The sequence below is a fragment of the Pseudomonas neuropathica genome, from assembly GCF_015461835.1.
Classification (GTDB): Bacteria; Pseudomonadota; Gammaproteobacteria; order Pseudomonadales; family Pseudomonadaceae; genus Aquipseudomonas; species Aquipseudomonas neuropathica.
In genome coordinates this window covers 1-18,135 of the sequence record NZ_JACOPX010000021.1, presented here as the reverse complement: position 1 = coordinate 18,135, position 18,135 = coordinate 1, and the positions used below count along the sequence as shown (strand labels likewise).

16 protein-coding genes and 1 pseudogene are annotated in these 18,135 nt (G+C 58.7%); 7 read left to right on the top strand and 10 right to left on the bottom strand.

Annotated elements, in window-relative coordinates:
- Positions 1 to 186: 186 nt before the first annotated feature.
- Positions 187 to 1,908, bottom strand: coding sequence for a bifunctional isocitrate dehydrogenase kinase/phosphatase (gene aceK / locus H8F23_RS25700; protein WP_095113751.1), 1,722 nt, complete (start codon positions 1,906 to 1,908; stop codon positions 187 to 189).
- 398 nt (positions 1,909 to 2,306) lie between these two features.
- Here aceK and H8F23_RS25695 point away from each other — a divergent pair, with 398 nt between their 5' ends.
- Positions 2,307 to 3,932: a methyl-accepting chemotaxis protein gene (locus H8F23_RS25695; protein ID WP_194936238.1), complete on the top strand. Its 1,626-nt coding sequence runs from the start codon at positions 2,307 to 2,309 to the stop codon at positions 3,930 to 3,932.
- Positions 3,933 to 4,017: 85 nt separating this feature from the next.
- A complete protein-coding gene (locus tag H8F23_RS25690) occupies positions 4,018 to 4,926 on the top strand; it encodes a DMT family transporter (RefSeq protein WP_194936237.1) in 909 nt (302 codons plus the stop codon).
- 121 nt (positions 4,927 to 5,047) lie between these two features.
- Here H8F23_RS25690 and H8F23_RS25685 read toward each other — a convergent pair whose 3' ends face one another.
- A complete protein-coding gene (locus H8F23_RS25685) occupies positions 5,048 to 5,911 on the bottom strand; it encodes a DMT family transporter (protein WP_194936236.1) in 864 nt (287 codons plus the stop codon).
- Between the two features lie 471 nt (positions 5,912 to 6,382).
- Between H8F23_RS25685 and H8F23_RS28990 the strand changes: the two genes are divergently transcribed.
- A complete protein-coding gene (locus H8F23_RS28990) occupies positions 6,383 to 6,802 on the top strand; it encodes a hypothetical protein (RefSeq protein WP_228759375.1) in 420 nt (139 codons plus the stop codon).
- 43 nt (positions 6,803 to 6,845) lie between these two features.
- Here H8F23_RS28990 and H8F23_RS25675 read toward each other — a convergent pair whose 3' ends face one another.
- Positions 6,846 to 7,784: an aspartyl/asparaginyl beta-hydroxylase domain-containing protein gene (locus tag H8F23_RS25675; RefSeq protein WP_194936235.1), complete on the bottom strand. Its 939-nt coding sequence runs from the start codon at positions 7,782 to 7,784 to the stop codon at positions 6,846 to 6,848.
- 184 nt (positions 7,785 to 7,968) lie between these two features.
- Positions 7,969 to 8,943, bottom strand: coding sequence for a cysteine synthase A (gene cysK / locus H8F23_RS25670; RefSeq protein ID WP_194936234.1), 975 nt, complete (start codon positions 8,941 to 8,943; stop codon positions 7,969 to 7,971).
- 127 nt (positions 8,944 to 9,070) lie between these two features.
- Between cysK and H8F23_RS25665 the strand changes: the two genes are divergently transcribed.
- Positions 9,071 to 10,147 (top strand): DUF748 domain-containing protein, encoded by a 1,077-nt coding sequence (locus tag H8F23_RS25665; RefSeq protein WP_194936233.1) that lies wholly within the window; start codon positions 9,071 to 9,073, stop codon positions 10,145 to 10,147.
- Here H8F23_RS25665 and H8F23_RS25660 read toward each other — a convergent pair.
- The gene (locus H8F23_RS25660; protein ID WP_194936232.1) at positions 10,144 to 10,641 is read right to left on the bottom strand and encodes a helix-turn-helix domain-containing protein; all 498 of its coding nucleotides are present in this window, start codon (positions 10,639 to 10,641) and stop codon (positions 10,144 to 10,146) included. The two genes, H8F23_RS25665 and H8F23_RS25660, sit on opposite strands and share 4 nt — an antisense overlap.
- A complete protein-coding gene (locus H8F23_RS25655; RefSeq protein WP_194936231.1) occupies positions 10,629 to 10,859 on the bottom strand; it encodes a DUF4160 domain-containing protein in 231 nt (76 codons plus the stop codon). Before H8F23_RS25655 ends, H8F23_RS25660 begins: the two co-directional genes overlap by 13 nt.
- Before the next feature lie 200 nt (positions 10,860 to 11,059).
- Between H8F23_RS25655 and H8F23_RS25650 the strand changes: the two genes are divergently transcribed.
- Positions 11,060 to 11,905: an AAA family ATPase gene (locus H8F23_RS25650; RefSeq protein ID WP_025110627.1), complete on the top strand. Its 846-nt coding sequence runs from the start codon at positions 11,060 to 11,062 to the stop codon at positions 11,903 to 11,905.
- Between the two features lie 12 nt (positions 11,906 to 11,917).
- Complete coding sequence (locus tag H8F23_RS25645; RefSeq protein ID WP_007956512.1) at positions 11,918 to 13,096, top strand: vWA domain-containing protein; 1,179 nt, start codon at positions 11,918 to 11,920, stop codon at positions 13,094 to 13,096.
- A gap of 92 nt (positions 13,097 to 13,188) precedes the next feature.
- Here the strand turns inward: H8F23_RS25645 and H8F23_RS25640 are convergent, their stop codons facing one another.
- The 4 genes from H8F23_RS25640 to H8F23_RS25625 all read right to left on the bottom strand — a co-directional run bounded on the left by H8F23_RS25640 (position 13,189) and on the right by H8F23_RS25625 (position 16,927).
- Positions 13,189 to 14,112, bottom strand: a complete 924-nt coding sequence (locus tag H8F23_RS25640; RefSeq protein WP_194936230.1) for a 5-oxoprolinase subunit C family protein — start codon at positions 14,110 to 14,112, stop codon at positions 13,189 to 13,191.
- Complete coding sequence (pxpB, locus tag H8F23_RS25635) at positions 14,109 to 14,813, bottom strand: 5-oxoprolinase subunit PxpB (RefSeq protein WP_194936229.1); 705 nt, start codon at positions 14,811 to 14,813, stop codon at positions 14,109 to 14,111. The genes H8F23_RS25640 and pxpB overlap by 4 nt, the downstream gene beginning before the upstream one ends.
- Positions 14,810 to 15,562 (bottom strand): 5-oxoprolinase subunit PxpA, encoded by a 753-nt coding sequence (locus tag H8F23_RS25630; RefSeq protein ID WP_194936228.1) that lies wholly within the window; start codon positions 15,560 to 15,562, stop codon positions 14,810 to 14,812. Before H8F23_RS25630 ends, pxpB begins: the two co-directional genes overlap by 4 nt.
- Before the next feature lie 78 nt (positions 15,563 to 15,640).
- On the bottom strand, positions 15,641 to 16,927 hold the full coding sequence (locus tag H8F23_RS25625; protein ID WP_194936227.1) for an MFS transporter: 1,287 nt from the start codon (positions 16,925 to 16,927) through the stop codon (positions 15,641 to 15,643).
- Positions 16,928 to 17,086: 159 nt separating this feature from the next.
- Here H8F23_RS25625 and H8F23_RS25620 point away from each other — a divergent pair.
- A pseudogene (locus H8F23_RS25620) lies at positions 17,087 to 17,998 on the top strand (LysR family transcriptional regulator).
- The last annotated feature ends 137 nt before the right edge of the window (positions 17,999 to 18,135 follow it).

Genomic DNA, 18,135 nt, shown 5'->3' with positions numbered 1-18,135 from the left:
GCCCTCACCCTAGCCCTCTCCCGGAGGGAGAGGGGACCGATTGGGGGATGCTTCAAAGGTACATCGACCTGAAAGAGCTTTGCCGAATCCATAATCGCCGAGTTCTTTCAGGTCGGCGTTTGACCCAAGACACCTCGGTCGGCTCCCTCTCCCTCCGGGAGAGGGCTGGGGTGAGGGTTTCAGGGCTTACTCGTTATCCAAGCCTCTGCGGCGGTATGGGAAGACGTCGATGACCTTCCCCGCCCGAATCGCCTCTTGCAAGCTCTTCCAGTAATCGGCGTTATACAACTCGCCATGCAACTGATCGAACAGCTTGCGCTGCCCCGAATCGGCAAACAGAAACGGCGGAAACTCCTCGGGGAAGACATCCAGCGGCCCGATCGAATACCACGGCTCCGAAGCCATTTCGTCCTCCGGCGTGCGCGGTGCGGGGATGTGGCGGAAGTTGGCTTCGGTCAGGAAGCAGATTTCGTCGTAGTCGTAGAACACCACCCGGCCGTGGCGAGTGACGCCAAAGTTTTTCAACAGCATGTCACCGGGAAAGATGTTCGCCGCCGCCAGTTGCTTGATCGCCAGGCCGTAATCCTCCAGCGCCTCACGCACCTGCGCATCGTTGGCGTTTTCCAGATACAGATTGAGCGGGGTCATTCGCCGCTCGGTCCAGCAGTGACGGATCAACACCGTGTCGCCCTCGACCGACACCGTCGACGGCGCCACCTCCAGCAGCTCCTCCAGGCACGCCGGATCAAACTTGCTCAGCGGAAAACGGAAGTCGGCAAACTCCTGGGTATCGGCCATGCGCCCTACCCGGTCGACACTTTTCACCAATCGGTACTTCTCGATCACTGTGGCGCGGTCGACGTTTTTCGACGGCGAGAACCGGTCCTTGATGATCTTGAACACGGTGTTGAAGCCCGGCAGCGTAAACACGCTCATGACCATGCCGCGCACGCCCGGCGCCATGATGAACTGATCATCGGTGTTGGCCAGGTGATTGATCAGCGCGCGGTAAAACTCGGACTTGCCGTGCTTGTAGAAGCCGATTGAGGTGTACAACTCGGCAATGTGCTTGCCCGGCAGAATACGCCGCAAAAAGCCGATGAACTCCGCCGGCACCGGCACATCGACCATGAAATACGAACGGGTGAACGAGAAGATGATCGATACATCAGCTTCGTCGGTGATCAGCGCGTCGATCTGAATCCCGCGCCCCTCTCGATGCAACAGCGGGATCACCAACGGCCATTGCTCGTCACGGGTGTAAATGCGCCCGACCAGGTACGCGCCTTTGTTGCGGTACAACACCGAGGAAAACAGCTCGACGCTCAGCTCCGGATCCTTGCACACCCAGTCCGGCAGGTTCTCGCGCAGTTGCGCTTCGAGGCGGCGCAGGTCACCCGGCAGATCGGCGTAATCCTCGCTGAAACGGTAGTCGGCAAAAATGCTCGCGAGCATCCCCGACAACTGCCCCTGCGGTTTGTAGGTGCGGGTTTGCGCGGCGCGAGCACGGCGCAGACTCGGGCGGGTGGTGTGGATGAACATGCAGCCGTCGCTGATCAGGTCGTGGCTGAACAGCCCGCAGAAAATCGAGTTGTACCAGGTCTCGGACAACTCATCATCGAAGCGCAGGTCGATGACGCTGATGTAGGCACTTTTCACCAGCGGCCAGCAGCTGACGTTCATCAGCGTTTCATCATCGAAGTATTCGCGTAGGCGAGCGATGGTTTCGCCGACCTTTTCTTCATAGAGATTGATCCGCGCCGCCGACGCCGTTTGCGTCTCCTGCCAGCGTGCCTGCTCGAAGCGTTCCCGGGCGCCGTCGGTGATCCGCCGGAAATGCTCGCGGTAATCGTCAAAGCCATCGAGGATCATGCGGGCGATGTCGGTGGCTGGCCATTGCTGCGGCATAGATAAGACCTCGGCGTGCGTGGGGAAATCTGTGCCTGAGCTTAGCCACGCAAGCGTGTGCGCGTGAAGTGCAATTTCTGCCAAATCCGCGTCAGGGTTGTACAGCGACACAGTTTTTAGCAAAGTTTTTTTAATCGACCGTTCGGTCAGTTAATCACCTTGATGGTCCTTCTGGCCGCCCTGCGCCAGCCCGCGAATTCTCTGGTCTTCGGATCCAATACTGAGCAGAAGCGTCTAGCTCGTGGCTTTACTGCAAATGCACGTACCGACGGCGACGCTTCCAGATTGGTCTTACCAAAATAGTGGCACTTTGATATACAGCCCGCCATCACCCCCTCACAACAAGATCCTCGGCCCACGAGGACAACCTCCCCCCTCAAAGATCAAGGAGCACACTGATGTCTATCCGGAATCTGCGCATAGGTTTGCGCGCCAGTTTGAGCTTTGCCGTTTTGGCCGGTCTGCTGGTGGTGGTCGGCCTGTTCGGTCTGGGCCAGATGAAAACCCTGCGCGAGAGTGCGACAGTGATTGAAGAATCGTGGATGCCGAGCATCGAGAGCATCCATGACGCGGCGGCGAACATCGCCAGCATCCGTCTTGAATCCTTGCGCCTGATCACCAGCACCCAGTCTGCTGTGCGCGACAGAAGCAAAGGCATCCTCAAGGCGCAGCGCGAGGAATTGCTCAAGCGCCTTACCGATCACAAAGCCCTGCTCACCAGCGAAGAAGAACGGCTGATGCTCGACGGTTTGAATGCCAACACCGCCAAGTACATGAGTATTCTCGAACAGATCATCGGCCAGATCGACGCCGGGCAAAGTGAACAGGCCTACACGCGGCTTAACAATGAACTGGCGCCACAGGGAACGCTGCTCGACAAAACCCTCGAGCAGATGATCGCGTTCAATCAGCAAGGTGCCGACGCCGCCGCCGATGCCGCCGCAGCGATGTACCAACGGGCATTGTGGATCGTCGCGACCATCATCGTGGTTGCCCTGATTGCCACGCTGCTGCTGGCCTGGCAACTGACACGCAGCATCACCACCCCGATCAATCAGGCCCTGAATGTGGCGCGGCGCATTGCTGCCGGCGACCTCAGCGGCGAGATCGTCAGCACCGGTAAAGATGAGGCTGCGCATTTGCTCAACGCCTTGGCCGAGATGCAGGGCAATCTGCGCTCGACCATTCGCGGCATCAGCGAATCGGCGCAGCAGCTGGCTTCCGCGGCCGAGGAAATGAGTTCGGTGATGGAGCAAAGTACTCGCGGCCTGCAACAGCAGAACGATCAGATCGAACAAGCCGCCACCGCAGTGACCGAGATGAGCACCGCGGTGGACGAAGTCGCGGCCAACGCGGTGTCCAGCGCCGAGGCGTCTGCCGCGTCGAACGAGGACAGCAAGCACGGCCATGTGCAGGTCAGCGAAACCATCAGCTCGATTCAAGAACTGGTCGACGCCGTACTGGGCGCCTCTGCACAAGCCGAAGGCCTGGCCACGCAGGCACAGGACATCAGCAAAGTGCTGGAAGTGATTCGCGGGATTGCCGGACAGACCAATCTGCTGGCGCTCAATGCGGCAATCGAAGCGGCCCGCGCCGGTGAAGCCGGGCGCGGTTTCGCGGTGGTGGCCGATGAAGTGCGCTCGCTGGCACAACGCACGCAGAATTCCACTGAAGAAATCGAGCTGATGATCAGCAGCATCCAGCAAGGCACGGGGTCGACAGTGGGCGCGTTGCAGAGCAGTGCCGAGCAGGCTGGCCAGACGTTGCGTCGGGCCAACAGTGCCGGTCAGGCACTGGAAAAAATCACCGCGTCGATCTCGCAGATCAACCAACGCAACCTGGTGATCGCCAGCGCAGCCGAGCAGCAGGCACTGGTGGCGCGTGAGGTCGATCAGAATCTGGTGACCATCCGTGACCTCTCGACGCAGACCGCCGCTGGCGCCACCCAGACTTCGGCGGCGAGCCAGGAACTGTCGCGTCTGGCCGTCGACTTGAACGGCCTGGTCACACGCTTTGTGATCTGAACGAACAGTTGCATGCCCGATTAGCGGTTGCCTTCGGCAGGGCGCTCGGCAACACTCTCGTCCCGATCAAGGAAGGAGACCCGCCGTGAGCCCTGTCGATATTTTCCGTATGTTGTCGCTGGCGGCCATCTGGGGCGCGAGTTTTCTGTTCATGCGCATCATTGCGCCGGTGATCGGCACGATCCCGACCGGATTCTTTCGCGTGTCGATTGCGGCTGCAGGGCTGCTGGTGATTCTCGGGCTGATGCGCGTGCGCTGGGACTTCAAAGGCAAACTGAAAACCGTGATGCTGCTGGGTGTGATCAACTCGGGGATTCCGGCGACGCTGTATTCGGTTGCGGCCCAAGTGTTGCCGGCCGGCTACTCGGCGATTTTCAATGCCACCACGCCATTGATGGGCGTGCTGATTGGCGGGTTGTTCTTCAGTGAAAAACTCACCGCAGCCAAACTGGGCGGGGTGTTCCTCGGCCTGTTCGGTGTTGGCGTGCTGACCCGCGCCGGTCCCGTGGCGTTCGATCTGCAATTGTTGATGGGCGCCCTCGCCTGTTTGCTGGCGACCACTTGTTATGGTTTTGCCGGTTTCCTCGCGCGACGCTGGCTGGATCAGGCCGGTGGTCTGGACAGCCGATTGTCGGCGCTGGGCAGCATGCTCGGTGCGACGCTGTTTCTGTTGCCGTTGTTTGGATATAGCGTGATCACCGCACCGCCGGCCAGTTGGGGCGGCTGGAATGTTTGGCTGTCGCTGTTGGGCCTGGGTCTTGGCTGCACGGCGTTTGCCTACATCATTTACTTCCGCCTGCTCAGCTCGATCGGGCCGGTGAAGTCGATGACCGTGACCTTCATGATTCCGCCGTTCGGGGTGTTGTGGGGGGCGTTGTTGCTGGATGAGCCATTGTCGATGGCGCACATTTATGGCGGGGTGTTGATTGCGCTGGCGTTGTGGCTGGTGTTGAAGCCGGCGGTGGCGAAACCGGCTGAGGCGCCGGCCCGATAAATTTGAGCTGTTGCCGAAAAGGCCATCGCGAGCAGGCTCACTCCTACAATTGGAATGCGTTCCCCTGTAGGAGTGAGCCTGCTCGCGATCGGCGGCCTAAAAGACGCCACCTGACGATCTGTTAGCTGGTTTTACGGAACACAAACGCCAGACCGACAATGATCAACAGCATCCCCAGCACACTCAACGCCGCCAGGCGATTGCCAAAAATCAGATAGTCCATCACCGCCGTCACCGCTGGTACCAGGTAAAACAGACTGGTGACATTCACCAGATTGCCCCGCGCGATCAGCCGATACAGCAACAACGTCGCCAGCACCGAGACCACCAGCCCCATCCACAACACCGGCACGATAAAACCGGTGCTTTGCTCAAAGTGGAACGGCTGAAACGGCACGAAAATCCCGCATAACAACAGACCGGCCAAGTACTGCACCGGCAGCGTGCCGAGGGGATTGTCGGTGATGCGTTTCTGCATGATCGAGCCCAGCGTCATGCTCGCCAGCGCCAGCAACCCAAACACCATTCCCGCCCAGGACATCCCAGCCAGGCCGATGCCTTGGTAAACCACCATGATCAGCCCCGCCAGCCCCAAGGCCAGACCAAACATCCGGCTCGCCGAGCGCTGCCGCTCCATCAAGACCACGGTGAGAATCGGCTGCACGCCCATGATGGTCGCCATCACGCCCGGAGTGACTTTGCTGTTCAAGGCCAGTAGATAGAAAATCTGATAGGCCCCCAACAACACCACACCCGTGGCAATCGCAAACAGCATCGGCCGTCCACCCTTGGGCAACTTCAGTTTCAGCAGCGGCGCCAGCAGCACCAGCCCGCAAAAGGCAATCGCGAAGCGAATCAGCAGAAAGGCAAACGGGGAAGCATGGGCCAGCCCCCATTTGGAGAAGATCGCACCGCTGCTCCACAGCAGAACGAACAGGCTCGTGGACATCGCCGCGAGCGCGGATTTTTTCGACAGGACAAACATGAATACCACCTGTAGTCAGGCAAGAAGCCAACTCAGCCGAAGCTGAAATTCAGTAGGTTTTTCTGGCGGGCGGCAGGACTCAGCAGACAGTGCTGATCAGCCCGAAACGCCAACGCCCGGCGGTGATACGACTGCGCACACCGGCGTGCTACTGACAGGTGGGGGGTAATGACTGATCTGCTTGGGCTGCTGATTCCCGCACGGCACCACGACAGCGTTGACCGCTGAATCGACTACCGCGTTGATGAGGGATGCAGGCATTGGCGCAGATCTTTTTTGAGAGTGTGGAAGGTGAGGCATACGACTCACGAGCGCCGACTATAACCAGCGGGCGACATCGATTGCAATGATTTGGGCAAAGGGCCGGCAGGGACAGTTGGCCGCAAGGTGAATAGGCTGGATCGCAATTGCGACACCCCACCATTGAGGACAAGGAATGCACGGGATCACATGCCAAGGGAACGGACGTATTTGCGCTGCCAAGTGTATAAATCACTGGCAAGAAAACAGGCTGGGGTTACTTTCGCAAAGCTGCACAAAGACTTGTTGCAGCAAGGGATAGTGGATGTTGATCACTCCAGAGTTCGTTTCGAAGCAATCGATGCTCAAGCGCTGAGTGCCTATGAAGAATGGTTTGATCCTCATTTCTCTTGGCAAGATGTTGTCAGGTGGAAGGCCAAAGAACCACTTAGCTTCAACGCCGGAGGCACCATGAAGGCTGCCGTTGAAAAAAAGGCGCCAGGCGCCAGACCGATAAAAGCTGATAGAAAACGCTCTTCTGGAAAGTTGTCTGAACAGGAGTTGCATCGAATCAGAGAAGCATTGGTGAATCCAGCCGCGGAAGAGCCAGGAGGCGTCCTCGCTGGCGCTTCGTTCACCTTCTCTTCATAAAAAAACCGCTCACAAGGAGCGGTTTTTATTACAACATCCAGCCTCAACCAAACAGCCAATACCCCAACAACGTCAACACCACCACTGCCAGCACCGGCCGCATCACACGGTAGGCCTTCGGATGACGGCGCTTCCACTGTTTGACCACGCCACTGAACCTGTCGCTGAAGTTCTTGCTCCAGGCGTAGGCCTGGTTGATCCCGCCGACGCGTTCATCATCAAGGTTCTGCGGTGCGGTGGCACGGCCGAGCCAGGCGCTGATGGAGCGGTTGATGCGGGTCATGAGGCGGTTGCTCAGCGGACGCTCGACGTCGCAGAACAGGATGACGCGGGTCTGGTCGGTTTCATTCTTGACCCAATGCACGTAGGTCTCGTCGAACATTACGTCTTCACCGTCACGCCAGGCATAAACCTGACCATCAACAAAGATCCGGCAATCGTCGGAGTTTGGCGTCGACAAGCCGAGGTGATAACGCAGCGAGCCGGCGAACGGATCGCGATGCGGGTTCAAGTGGCTGCCACCCGGCAACAGCGCAAACATCGCGCCTTTGACGTTGGGAATCGCGCTGACCAGCGCCACGGTTTTCGGGCACAGGGTTTCGGCCGATGGCAGCGGTTTGTCGTACCACTTGAGGTAGAAACGCTTCCAGCCCTTCTTGAAGAACGAGCCGAAACCGGCGTCGTTGTTCTTTTCTGCCGCGCGAATATAACCCTCGTCGAACAGGTGCATGGCCTCGTCGCGAATGGTTTCCCAATTGTCGCGCAGCACGTCCAGTTCCGGAAATTTGCTGCGATCCAGGTACGGCTTGGACGGCACGCCGGAGAACAGGTACATCAGGGCGTTGTACGGAGCGAACAGCGCCGAGTGGTTGACGAACTGGCGCAGAACCGGCAAACGCGCCTTGCCGCGCAAATGCACATAGAGGATGCTGCCCACGAACAGCAGCAGCACCAATACCTTGGCGGCTAACGAAAAGGTCATCAACGACTCCTTGAATAAAGACAACGCTGCGCAATGCCCTTTACCCGGCATGGCAGCCGGCCATGATAAACACTACCGGCGCCGGGCAAAACCCGCCTTACACAAGATTCAGTGTTAAGAATTGCGCAACAAAGCATTTATTAGCATAACGATCCTGAACCCTGGCTGATCTGAATCAACTGGATTACTGCTGAGTCTCCTGCTCAGTGAACAGATCGCTGAACAGCATGCTCGACAGATAACGCTCGCCGGAGTCCGGCAGAATCACGACGATAGTCTTGCCCTGCATCTCCGGCGTCTCGGACAGACGCACCGCGACTGCCATGGCCGCGCCACAAGAGATGCCGCATAGGATCCCCTCTTCCTGCATCAACCGCAGGGCCATGGCCTTGGACTCTTCGTCGGTGACCTGCTCGACCCGGTCGACCATAGACAGATCCAGGTTCTTCGGGACAAAACCGGCACCGATTCCCTGAATCTTGTGCGGGCTCGGTTTGATTTCTTCACCCGCCAGCGCCTGGGTGATCACCGGCGACGACATCGGCTCCACGGCCACCGACAGAATCGGTTTGCCTTGGGTATTCTTGATATACCGCGAAACGCCGGTGATGGTTCCCCCGGTGCCGACGCCCGCTACCAGTACATCGACGGCACCGTCGGTGTCGTTCCAGATTTCCGGACCGGTGGTCTTTTCGTGAATGGCGGGGTTGGCCGGGTTATCGAACTGCGATGGCATGAAATATTTGTCGGCATCGCTGGCAACGATTTCGGCCGCCTTCTCGATTGCGCCTTTCATGCCCTTGGCCGGCTCGGTCAACACCAGTTCGGCGCCCAGAGCCTTCAGGACTTTACGGCGCTCGATGCTCATCGAGGCCGGCATGGTCAGCATTAACTTGTACCCACGGGCCGCGGCAACAAAGGCCAGACCGATCCCCGTGTTGCCCGACGTAGGTTCGACAATGGTCATGCCCGGCTTGAGTTTGCCGCTGCTTTCGGCGTCCCAGATCATGTTGGCGCCGATCCGGCACTTGACCGAATAACCGGGATTGCGCCCCTCGATCTTGGCCAGAATGGTCACACCACGCGGCGCGATGCGGTTGATCTGCACCAGCGGCGTATTACCGATGGAATGGGCGTTGTCAGCAAAAATACGGCTCATGGCTGGGTCCTTATGCAGCATTGAATTCAGCGTTCCAAGGTAAGCCTGTTGCCCATCGCAGTCCAGTCGGGTCGAACGTCTGCGCGACGTAACAGTCAATCGCTTACATCGTCAGGGAATTGCCGTCATGAAGCGTCGCTACAGTTGGCCATTAGGGATTTTCGCCGTCGTCGTTGTGCTGCTGATCGCGCTGCACATCGCCCTGCCCTACATGGTGCGCGACTACCTGAACGGCAAGCTGGCGGACATGGGTGATTATCGGGGACAGATCACTGATGTCGACCTTGCCTTATGGCGCGGCGCCTACAAGATCAATGGGCTGAAAATCGTCAAGGTCGACGGCAAGGTGCCGGTGCCGTTCGTCAACGCGCCGCTGATCGATCTGGCGGTCAGCTGGCATTCGCTGTGGTACGACCATGCCGTAGTGGCGCAGGTGAGATTCGTAAATCCTGAAGTCAATTTCGTCGATGGTGGCGCTAACAAACAGAACTCACAAACAGGTCAAGGCACCGACTGGCGCGCGCAACTGGGCAAATTGCTGCCGATCACCCTCGACGAAGTACAGATTCAGGACGGCAAGATCAGTTTCCGCAACTTCAATTCAAAACCACCAGTGAACATGAACGCGACCAATGTCGACGCGAGCATCTACAACCTGACCAACGTGGTCGACAAACAGGGCAAACGCGACGCCCGCTTTGAAGGCAAAGCCCTGCTGCTGGGGCATGCACCTCTGGAAACCACCGCAACGTTCGACCCTCTGAGCAACTTCGAGGACTTCGAATTCCGCCTGCGCGCCAAGGACATCGAACTCAAAAGCATGAACGACTTTGCCTCGGCCTACGGCAAGTTCGACTTCAACGCCGGCCACGGTGACGTGGTGATCGAAGCCCAAGCCAAAAAAGCCCAGGTCAACGGCTACATCAAACCCCTGCTGCGCGACGTCGAAGTGTTCAACTGGCAGCAGGACGTGGAAAACAAGAACAAGAGCATCTTCCGCTCCGTCTGGGAGGCATTGGTGGGCGGCACGGAAACCGTGCTGAAGAACCAGGCCAAAAACCAGTTCGCCACCAAGGTTGAGCTCAGTGGCAACGTACATCAGCAAAATATCAGCGCGTTCGAAGCGTTTTTGCAGATTTTGCGCAATGGTTTCGTACAGGCATTCAATGCGCGGTATGAGCGGCCGAAGCCTGATGCGGGTTAGGTTTTGCGGTTGACGATATAGCGACCCGACTCCTCTGCAGCCATTGTTGAGTTTTGTTGCAGTGAATCCCAGCCCAGGCAAGCCAGCGCCAGAGAACGAGGCACTGCCTCACGCCCATTGCTGTAGCGACTGATGCTGCGGGCGCTGACTCCCAGTGCCTCGGCAGCCTGATTAAGAGACAGCCCCGTTCGGGCGCGCCAATCAATAAAAATACGGGTGTTCTCATCGGCTGCGTTTTGAGCCAGCGCATCCATATAAAGCGTGTCTGCGCCAATCTGTATATCAGGTTCAAGCCATTCGACAGTCCAGCCGTCGTCGTCCATTGTCGCAGTGGCAAACACTTCGGGATCGAGCAAAGGTTGCAGACCTGGATAAGCGTGAATATCCCCGCCGAGCTCCAGTGTCAGTTCCTGACCATCAATAAAGGTCAGTGCCAATCGAAAATCTGAAAGTGCTTGCACAGCCGACAGACGAGGCCTTTTCATGGGTAACATCGTTTCCAGTCCTCCAACAGTTGCACCTGATGAGCCGCAACCCACGCCAGCGCTTCCTTGATAATCAGCGGCGGCGCCTTGCCCGTCATCACCTCAACGGTTTCAAGACTCAGCATCACTTCCATGCCGCCACCGATAAGGTGAACATGGGGCGGCGGGTGATCCTTCTCGCGCAACTGAATGCGGTATTTGTCGCGGAATCGGTATTTAGTCGTCATGCCCGAGAGGCTATCGCCAAATCGGCGATACCTGAATACTGGCCATCGGCCGAGACTGAGTCAACATGTGACGCCCCATTCAGAGACTGAATAAGCCGTCTGCGTTCACAGTCGACCGGGCTGCGCGTTATAGTCGGGCATCCGATTATTTCGCCCCCGCCCTGCCCGTCAGGTCGGCGTTACCGTTCGAGGATTAGCAGATGAAGTTCGAAGGCACCCAGGCCTACGTCGCCACCGATGACCTGAAGCTGGCGGTCAACGCCGCCATCACCCTGGAGCGGCCGCTGCTGGTCAAGGGCGAGCCGGGCACCGGCAAGACCATGCTCGCCGAGCAACTGGCCGAATCGTTCGGCGCCAAGTTGATCACCTGGCACATCAAGTCCACCACCAAGGCCCATCAGGGTCTGTACGAATACGATGCGGTCAGCCGTCTGCGCGACTCGCAACTGGGCAATGAAAAAGTCCACGACGTGCGCAACTACCTGAAGAAGGGCAAGCTCTGGGAGGCTTTCGAGTCCGAGGAGCGGGTCATTCTGCTGATCGACGAAATCGACAAGGCCGACATCGAGTTCCCCAACGACCTGCTGCAAGAACTCGACAAGATGGAGTTCTACGTTTACGAGATCGACGAGACCATCAAGGCCAAGAAACGCCCGATCATCATCATTACCTCCAACAACGAGAAAGAGCTGCCGGACGCCTTCCTGCGCCGCTGCTTCTTCCACTACATCGCCTTCCCTGACCGCACTACCCTGCAAAAAATCGTCGACGTGCACTACCCGGACATCAAGAAGGATCTGGTCAGCGAAGCGCTGGACGTGTTCTTCGACGTACGCAAGGTGCCGGGCCTGAAGAAGAAGCCGTCGACCTCCGAACTGGTCGACTGGCTGAAGCTGCTGATGGCCGACAACATCGGCGAAGCGGTGCTGCGCGAGCGCGATCCAACCAAGGCGATTCCGCCGCTGGCCGGTGCGTTGGTGAAGAACGAACAGGACGTGCAATTGCTTGAGCGCCTGGCGTTCATGAGCCGTCGCGGCTCTCGCTAAGAGGCTGATGCCATGTTGCTCAACCTCTTCAATGAAATGCGTGCAGCCAAGGTGCCGGTGTCGGTCCGCGAGCTGCTGGACCTGATCAACGCTCTGAAACAGCGCGTGACCTTCGCCGACATGGACGAGTTCTACTACTTGTCGCGGGCAATTCTGGTGAAGGACGAACGCCATTTCGACAAGTTCGACCGCGCGTTCGGCGCCTACTTCAATGGCCTCGAAAAGCTCGACGACCACTTGCAGGCGCTGATTCCCGAAGACTGGCTGCGCAAGGAGTTCGAGCGTTCGCTGACTGACGAAGAACGCGCGCAGATCCAGTCCCTCGGCGGCCTCGACAAACTGATCGAAGAATTCAAGAAGCGTCTGGAAGAACAGAAGGAACGCCACGCCGGCGGCAACAAATGGATTGGCACTGGCGGCACTAGCCCGTTCGGCTCCGGTGGCTTCAACCCGGAAGGCATTCGGGTCGGCGATGCTGGCAAGCGCCAGGGCAAAGCCGTGAAAGTCTGGGATCAGCGCGAGTACAAGAACCTCGATGATTCGGTGGAATTGGGCACGCGCAACATCAAAGTCGCCCTGCGCCGACTGCGCAAATTCGCCCGCCAAGGCGCGGCAGAAGAGCTGGACATCGACGGCACCATCGACCACACCGCCAAGGACGCCGGTCTGCTGAATATTCAGATGCGCCCGGAACGGCGCAACACGGTGAAGTTGTTGTTGCTGTTCGACATCGGCGGCTCGATGGACGCGCACGTGAAGATCTGCGAGGAACTGTTCTCGGCCTGCAAGACCGAGTTCAAGCATCTGGAGTATTTCTACTTCCACAACTTCATTTATGAATCGGTGTGGAAGAACAATATGCGCCGCACCTCGGAACGCACTTCGACCCAGGACCTGCTGCACAAGTACGGCGCCGACTACAAAGTGATCTTCATCGGTGACGCCGCCATGGCGCCGTATGAAATCACCCAGGCCGGCGGCAGTGTCGAGCACTGGAACGAAGAGCCGGGTTACGTGTGGATGCAGCGCTTCATGGAGAAGTACAAAAAGCTCATCTGGATCAATCCGTACCCGAAAGACACTTGGGGCTATACCTCGTCGACCAATATCGTGCGGGATCTGATCGAGGATCAGATGTATCCGTTGACGTTGCGCGGGCTTGAGGAAGGGATGCGGTTTCTTTCCAAATAACCTGCTTTGTCTGGACGGACGCTATCGCGAGCAGGCTCACTCCTACATCTGGAATGCGTTCCCCTGTAGGAGTGAGCCTGCTCGCGATGCTTCTAGCTATCTTTGAAGCGCTGCAGATATTTGATGTGCTCACAGTGCGCAACCTCCTGCACCACCGGCCGCAAGCGTATCTGCGCCCCCGGGAGACACTGCGCCAACCGCGCCAACGCCAACGGCGTCAACGCGCCCAGCCGTGGATACCCGCCAATCGTCTGCCGATCATTGAGCAACACAATCGGCTGGCCATCCGGCGGCACTTGCACCGCGCCCAACGGAATGCCTTCGGAAATCATCGGCGGGCCCTGATATTCCAACGCCTTGCCGAGCAGGCGAACGCCCATGCGATCAGCGCGACTGTCGAGGGTCCAGGCACTGTTGAACACATCAAACAGACTCTGCCCGCCGAACTGGCCGATCTGTGCGCCAAGCACCAGATCCAGCGGCGTGTTCAATTTCAGATCCGGCCGTAGTGTAGCCGGCACTTCGCGAAGCAGCCGCGATTCACCGCCATAGCTCAGGGCCGCCCCCTTGGCCAACGGTAAGCCCATGCCATCAAGTCCACCGAGTTCTTCGCGGACAACCGTGGCGCTACTGCCCAAGACCTGCGGTGCTTGAAAACCGCCGGGTGCGGCCAGATAAGCCCGGGCACCAAGCAACGGCTGAGTGAGTTGCAACGTCTGCCCTTTGCCCAATTTGAAACTGCGCCACGGCGCCAGCGGCTGCCCGTCGATCCGTGCGGCAAGATCCGCACCGGCCAAGGCCAGCCAACACTCCTCTTCGGCCACCACGGCCAGGCCACCGAGGGTGATTTCGATCACCGTTGCGTCCAGCTCATTGCCGAGCAGCCAGTTGGCCCAACTCATAGAACACCAGTCTGCCGCGCCGCCCTGGGTCACGCCCAGATGCCGTACGCCGAAACGTCCCGCATCCTGCAACAGGCACAGCGGTGTACTCGCTTCAATCCTCAGTCGGCTCATGCCAGCGCCTCCAGTGGCGTGTCATCACCACCCAGATTGATGAACTCGGCATGACTGACCGCCTCGAATCGCACGGTGTCGCCCGGTTGCATCAGGCTGTAGCCATCCCGTGTGCGATCGAACAGTTTCGCCGGAGTGCGGCCGATCAGGTTCCAGCCTCCAGGCGAGACCACGGGATACGCAGCGGTTTGGCGCTCGGCAATGCCGACACTGCCCGCCGCGACTTTCTTGCGCGGCGTGCTCAGACGTGGCGCCGCCAGAACCTCGTCTACCAGTCCCATAAAGGCGAACCCCGGTGCAAAACCCAAGGCGAACACCTGATATTCACGTCCGCTGTGACGACGGATCACCTCCTCCACTGCTAGCCCGCTGCGCTCGGCGAGCAGGCTCAATTCTGGCCCGACGCTCAAGTCATACCAGACCGGCAGCACATGGCATTGCCCAGCGTTGCGCGCATTCGGCGACAAATCAATCAGCGCCTCAGCAATCAATGCCCGCGCCTGATTCGGGCTCAAAACCGTCAGATCGTAATGCACCATCAATGTCGTATACGACGGCACCAGATCGATTAATTGCTCGCCAAATGCCCCGCGCAAACGCTCACTGGCAGCGAGCATCCACGGCATGTTGGCTTCGGCGATTTCATCGAACAGACGCAGCATCAGGCAATCCAGTGCCACCACTTCAATCCTTGGGTTCATGACGCACGCTGCTGATTCAAGGCCTCGCGAATGCGCTGCACGGCGGCCACCGAACCGGCATTGTCGCCGTGTACGCAGAGGGTGTTGGCGTGCAGACGCAAGGCGCTACCGTCGCTGGCGGTGAGGTTGTCGCCACGGGCAATGGTCAGGGCTTGTTCAATGATTTTTTCCGGGTCGTGATGCACCGCGCCCGGCAATTGTCGTGAAACCAGTTTGCCGGCACTGTCGTAAGCACGGTCAGCGAAGGCTTCGAACCACAGGTTCACTCCATACTCATCACCGATCTGCTGCGCAGCGGCGTTGTCGCGGGTGGCCATCAGCATCAGCGGCAGGCTGCGGTCGTAAGCGGCCACCGCCTGAATCACCGCACGCAATTGTGCCGGGTTGGCCATCATGTCGTTGTACATCGCGCCATGAGGTTTGACGTAACTGACACGGCCGCCCTGGGCTTTGCAAATACCGTCGAGGGCGCCGATCTGGTAATGCAGGATGTCTTGCAGCTCTTGCGCGGAGTACGCCATGGAGCGGCGACCGAAACCGACCAGATCCTGATAGGCCGGGTGTGCGCCGATTTGCACACCGTGGCTCAGGGCCAGGCTGACGGTCTTGCGCATGATGCTCGGATCGCCGGCGTGGAAACCACAGGCCACGTTGGCGCAATCGATGAAGGGCATGATTTCGGCGTCCAGACCCATGGTCCAACTGCCGAAGCTCTCGCCTATGTCGCAATTCAATAGCAGGCGGCTCACGGTGAACACTCCTGTAGGTGCTTGTCTTTCTATCCGTAGGACAAATGCCAGTTGGGCACTGCCCTCGCAGGTTATCAGTTACTGCGCATCGAGTTGCTTGCCACGGGTTTCCGGCAGACTCAGTGCAGCGATAATCACCACGCCGTAGGACACCGCCGCGAAGGCGCCAATGCCGACGCTCAACGGTACTTTCTGGCTCAGCAGACCGATCAGCAGCGGAAACAATGCCGCCAGCGCCCGACCGATGTTGTAGCAAAAGCCCTGCCCCGAACCGCGAATTCGCGTAGGAAACAATTCAGTCAGAAACGCGCCCATGCCGCTGAAAATCCCCGAGGCGAAGAAACCCAACGGGAAGCCCAGCCACAGCATCACGCCGTTGCTCACCGGCAGCTGCGTATAGAGCAGAACGATGGTGAACGAGCCGACCGCAAACAGGATGAAGTTCTTTTTCCGTCCCAGCAGGTCGGTCAGATAAGCGCTGATCACATAACCGATGTAAGACCCGACAATCACCATCGCCAGATAACCGCCCGTGCCGAGTACGCTCAAACCGCGTTCGTTTTTCAGGAAGGTCGGCAGCCAGGAAGTGATCGCGTAATAACCGCCCAGCGCACCCGTGGTCAGCAGCGAAGCGCGGAACGTGGTGAAGAGCATGCCGGGGGCGAAGATCTCGTAGAATTTCGATTGAGTCTCCGGCGTTTGCTGCGCCTTGGCCTCGCGGTAGATCTCCGGATCTTTCACCAGTCGACGGACGAAAATCACAAAAATCGCCGGCACGATGCCGAGGATGAACAGCGCACGCCAGGCGTCTTCCGGCGGCAACACCGAGAACAGCAGCGCATACAAAATCGCCGTCAGCCCCCAGCCCAGCGCCCAACCGGATTGCACCATGCCCACGGCTTTGCCGCGATCTTTGGCGCGAATCACCTCGCCGATCAGCACTGCACCAGCCGTCCACTCGCCGCCGAAACCGAAGCCCATCAAGGTACGTGCGATCAACAGTTGTTCGTAGTTTTGCGCGAAGCCGCAGAGAAAGGTGAAGAAGGCGAACCACAGCACGGTGAGTTGCAAGGTGCGTACACGGCCGATGCGGTCAGAGAGAATCCCCGCAACCCAACCGCCGATGGCCGAAGCGATCAATGTGCTGGTGTGAATCAGTCCTGCTTCGCCGGTGGTGATGCCCCACATCGCGATCAGTGTCGGCACGACGAAACTGAGCATCTGCGTGTCCATGCCGTCCAGACCGTAGCCGATCTTGCAGCTCCAGAACGTGCGGCGCTCCTGCTGATTGATGTTGCGATACCAGTCGAACGGCCCCGGACGCGCCGTTGCCTTGGGGACTTCTAGGGTGTCGGGAGCACGCATGGCTTATCTCCGCAGGTTTTTTATTGGTCTTGTTCGTAGCCCCGACGACGCCTATCGTGGGGACCGGATGCGTCGATTTTTCGTCGCGCGGCCCTGCTGCGTCCAACGAATAAAAACCCGCCTTAGCCATAAGAAAAATTTGTCACCCGAGCCTTGCCCATGAACCTGAAGTTTCTCGAGACCTTTGTCTGGGTCGCCCGACTGAAGAGTTTTCGCCTGACCGCCGACAAGCTGTTCACCACTCAGGCGTAGATTTCCAGCCGCATTGCGGTGCTGGAAGGCGAGCTGGGGGTGAAACTGTTTCTGCGCGATTCACGCGGTGTCAGCCTGACGCCCGAAGGCTTGAAAGTGCTGGAATATGCCGAGCAGATGCTCGACACGATGTCGGCGCTAAAGCAATCGATCGAAACCCGCTCGAGCCAAGTCGGCCGGGTGCGCATCGGCGTGATGGACACGGTAATTCACACCTGGCTCAGCCCGTTGGTGGCGCAGATGACCGATCTGTATCCGCGGGTGGAAATCGAGCTGGTGGCGGATACCTCGCTGAACCTCTGCGATCAGTTGCAAAAAGGCTTTCTCGATATCGTTCTGCAAACCGATCTGATCCGCCATGAAAGTGTGCGCAGTCTGGAGCTGGCCAGTCATCCGCTGGGCTGGATTGTCGCCAGTAATTCGATCTACAACCGCGACTACGCCGACCTCGCCGAACTGGCCCAGGAACGGATCATCACCTACTCGAAAAACTCCCGACCGCATCAGGATCTTCTGGCGTTGATGCAAGCCAATGGCGTGCCGGCGCCGCGCTTGAATTGCGTGAACTCAGTGTCGGCGATCACGCGGTTGCTGCGCGATGGGTTTGGAATTGGCGTGTTGCCACCGGTGTTAGTGGCTGAGGAATTGGCGCGGGGCGAGTTGACCTTGCTCGACATCGATCAGCGCCCGCCGAATCTGCAGGTGGTGGTGTCGTGGCGGGTAGGCGTGGAATGGGTCGAGGAGATTGTGACGTTGTGTCAGCAGGTGCTGGAAGGTTACGCGCGCCAGGTGGGCAAGGACTACGTCGCTTTAAGTTGATCGTTCCTACGCTCCGCGTCACTAGTGTCCGGTAAAACCTGTTTCAAGCAGAAGGCAGCCTTGAGCTGCCTTCTGCTCCGTTCGCTTCTGCCTTCGGTGCTCAAGATGTTCAATGCTTGATGGACGTTCGAACAACG

Excerpts from the sequence above, each read along its gene's own strand:
- cysK (WP_194936234.1), bottom strand. The coding sequence starts at position 8,943 with ATGAGCCGTATTTTTGCTGACAACGCCCATTCCATCGGTAATACGCCG.
- H8F23_RS25625 (WP_194936227.1), bottom strand. The coding sequence starts at position 16,927 with ATGCGTGCTCCCGACACCCTAGAAGTCCCCAAGGCAACGGCGCGTCCG.
- H8F23_RS25645 (WP_007956512.1), top strand. The coding sequence starts at position 11,918 with ATGTTGCTCAACCTCTTCAATGAAATGCGTGCAGCCAAGGTGCCGGTG.
- H8F23_RS25660 (WP_194936232.1), bottom strand. The coding sequence starts at position 10,641 with ATGTTACCCATGAAAAGGCCTCGTCTGTCGGCTGTGCAAGCACTTTCA.
- pxpB (WP_194936229.1), bottom strand. The coding sequence starts at position 14,813 with ATGAACCCAAGGATTGAAGTGGTGGCACTGGATTGCCTGATGCTGCGT.
- aceK (WP_095113751.1), bottom strand. The coding sequence starts at position 1,908 with ATGCCGCAGCAATGGCCAGCCACCGACATCGCCCGCATGATCCTCGAT.
- H8F23_RS25650 (WP_025110627.1), top strand. The coding sequence starts at position 11,060 with ATGAAGTTCGAAGGCACCCAGGCCTACGTCGCCACCGATGACCTGAAG.
- H8F23_RS25640 (WP_194936230.1), bottom strand. The coding sequence starts at position 14,112 with ATGAGCCGACTGAGGATTGAAGCGAGTACACCGCTGTGCCTGTTGCAG.
- H8F23_RS25655 (WP_194936231.1), bottom strand. The coding sequence starts at position 10,859 with ATGACGACTAAATACCGATTCCGCGACAAATACCGCATTCAGTTGCGC.
- H8F23_RS25695 (WP_194936238.1), top strand. The coding sequence starts at position 2,307 with ATGTCTATCCGGAATCTGCGCATAGGTTTGCGCGCCAGTTTGAGCTTT.
- H8F23_RS25685 (WP_194936236.1), bottom strand. The coding sequence starts at position 5,911 with ATGTTTGTCCTGTCGAAAAAATCCGCGCTCGCGGCGATGTCCACGAGC.
- H8F23_RS25675 (WP_194936235.1), bottom strand. The coding sequence starts at position 7,784 with ATGACCTTTTCGTTAGCCGCCAAGGTATTGGTGCTGCTGCTGTTCGTG.
- H8F23_RS25665 (WP_194936233.1), top strand. The coding sequence starts at position 9,071 with ATGAAGCGTCGCTACAGTTGGCCATTAGGGATTTTCGCCGTCGTCGTT.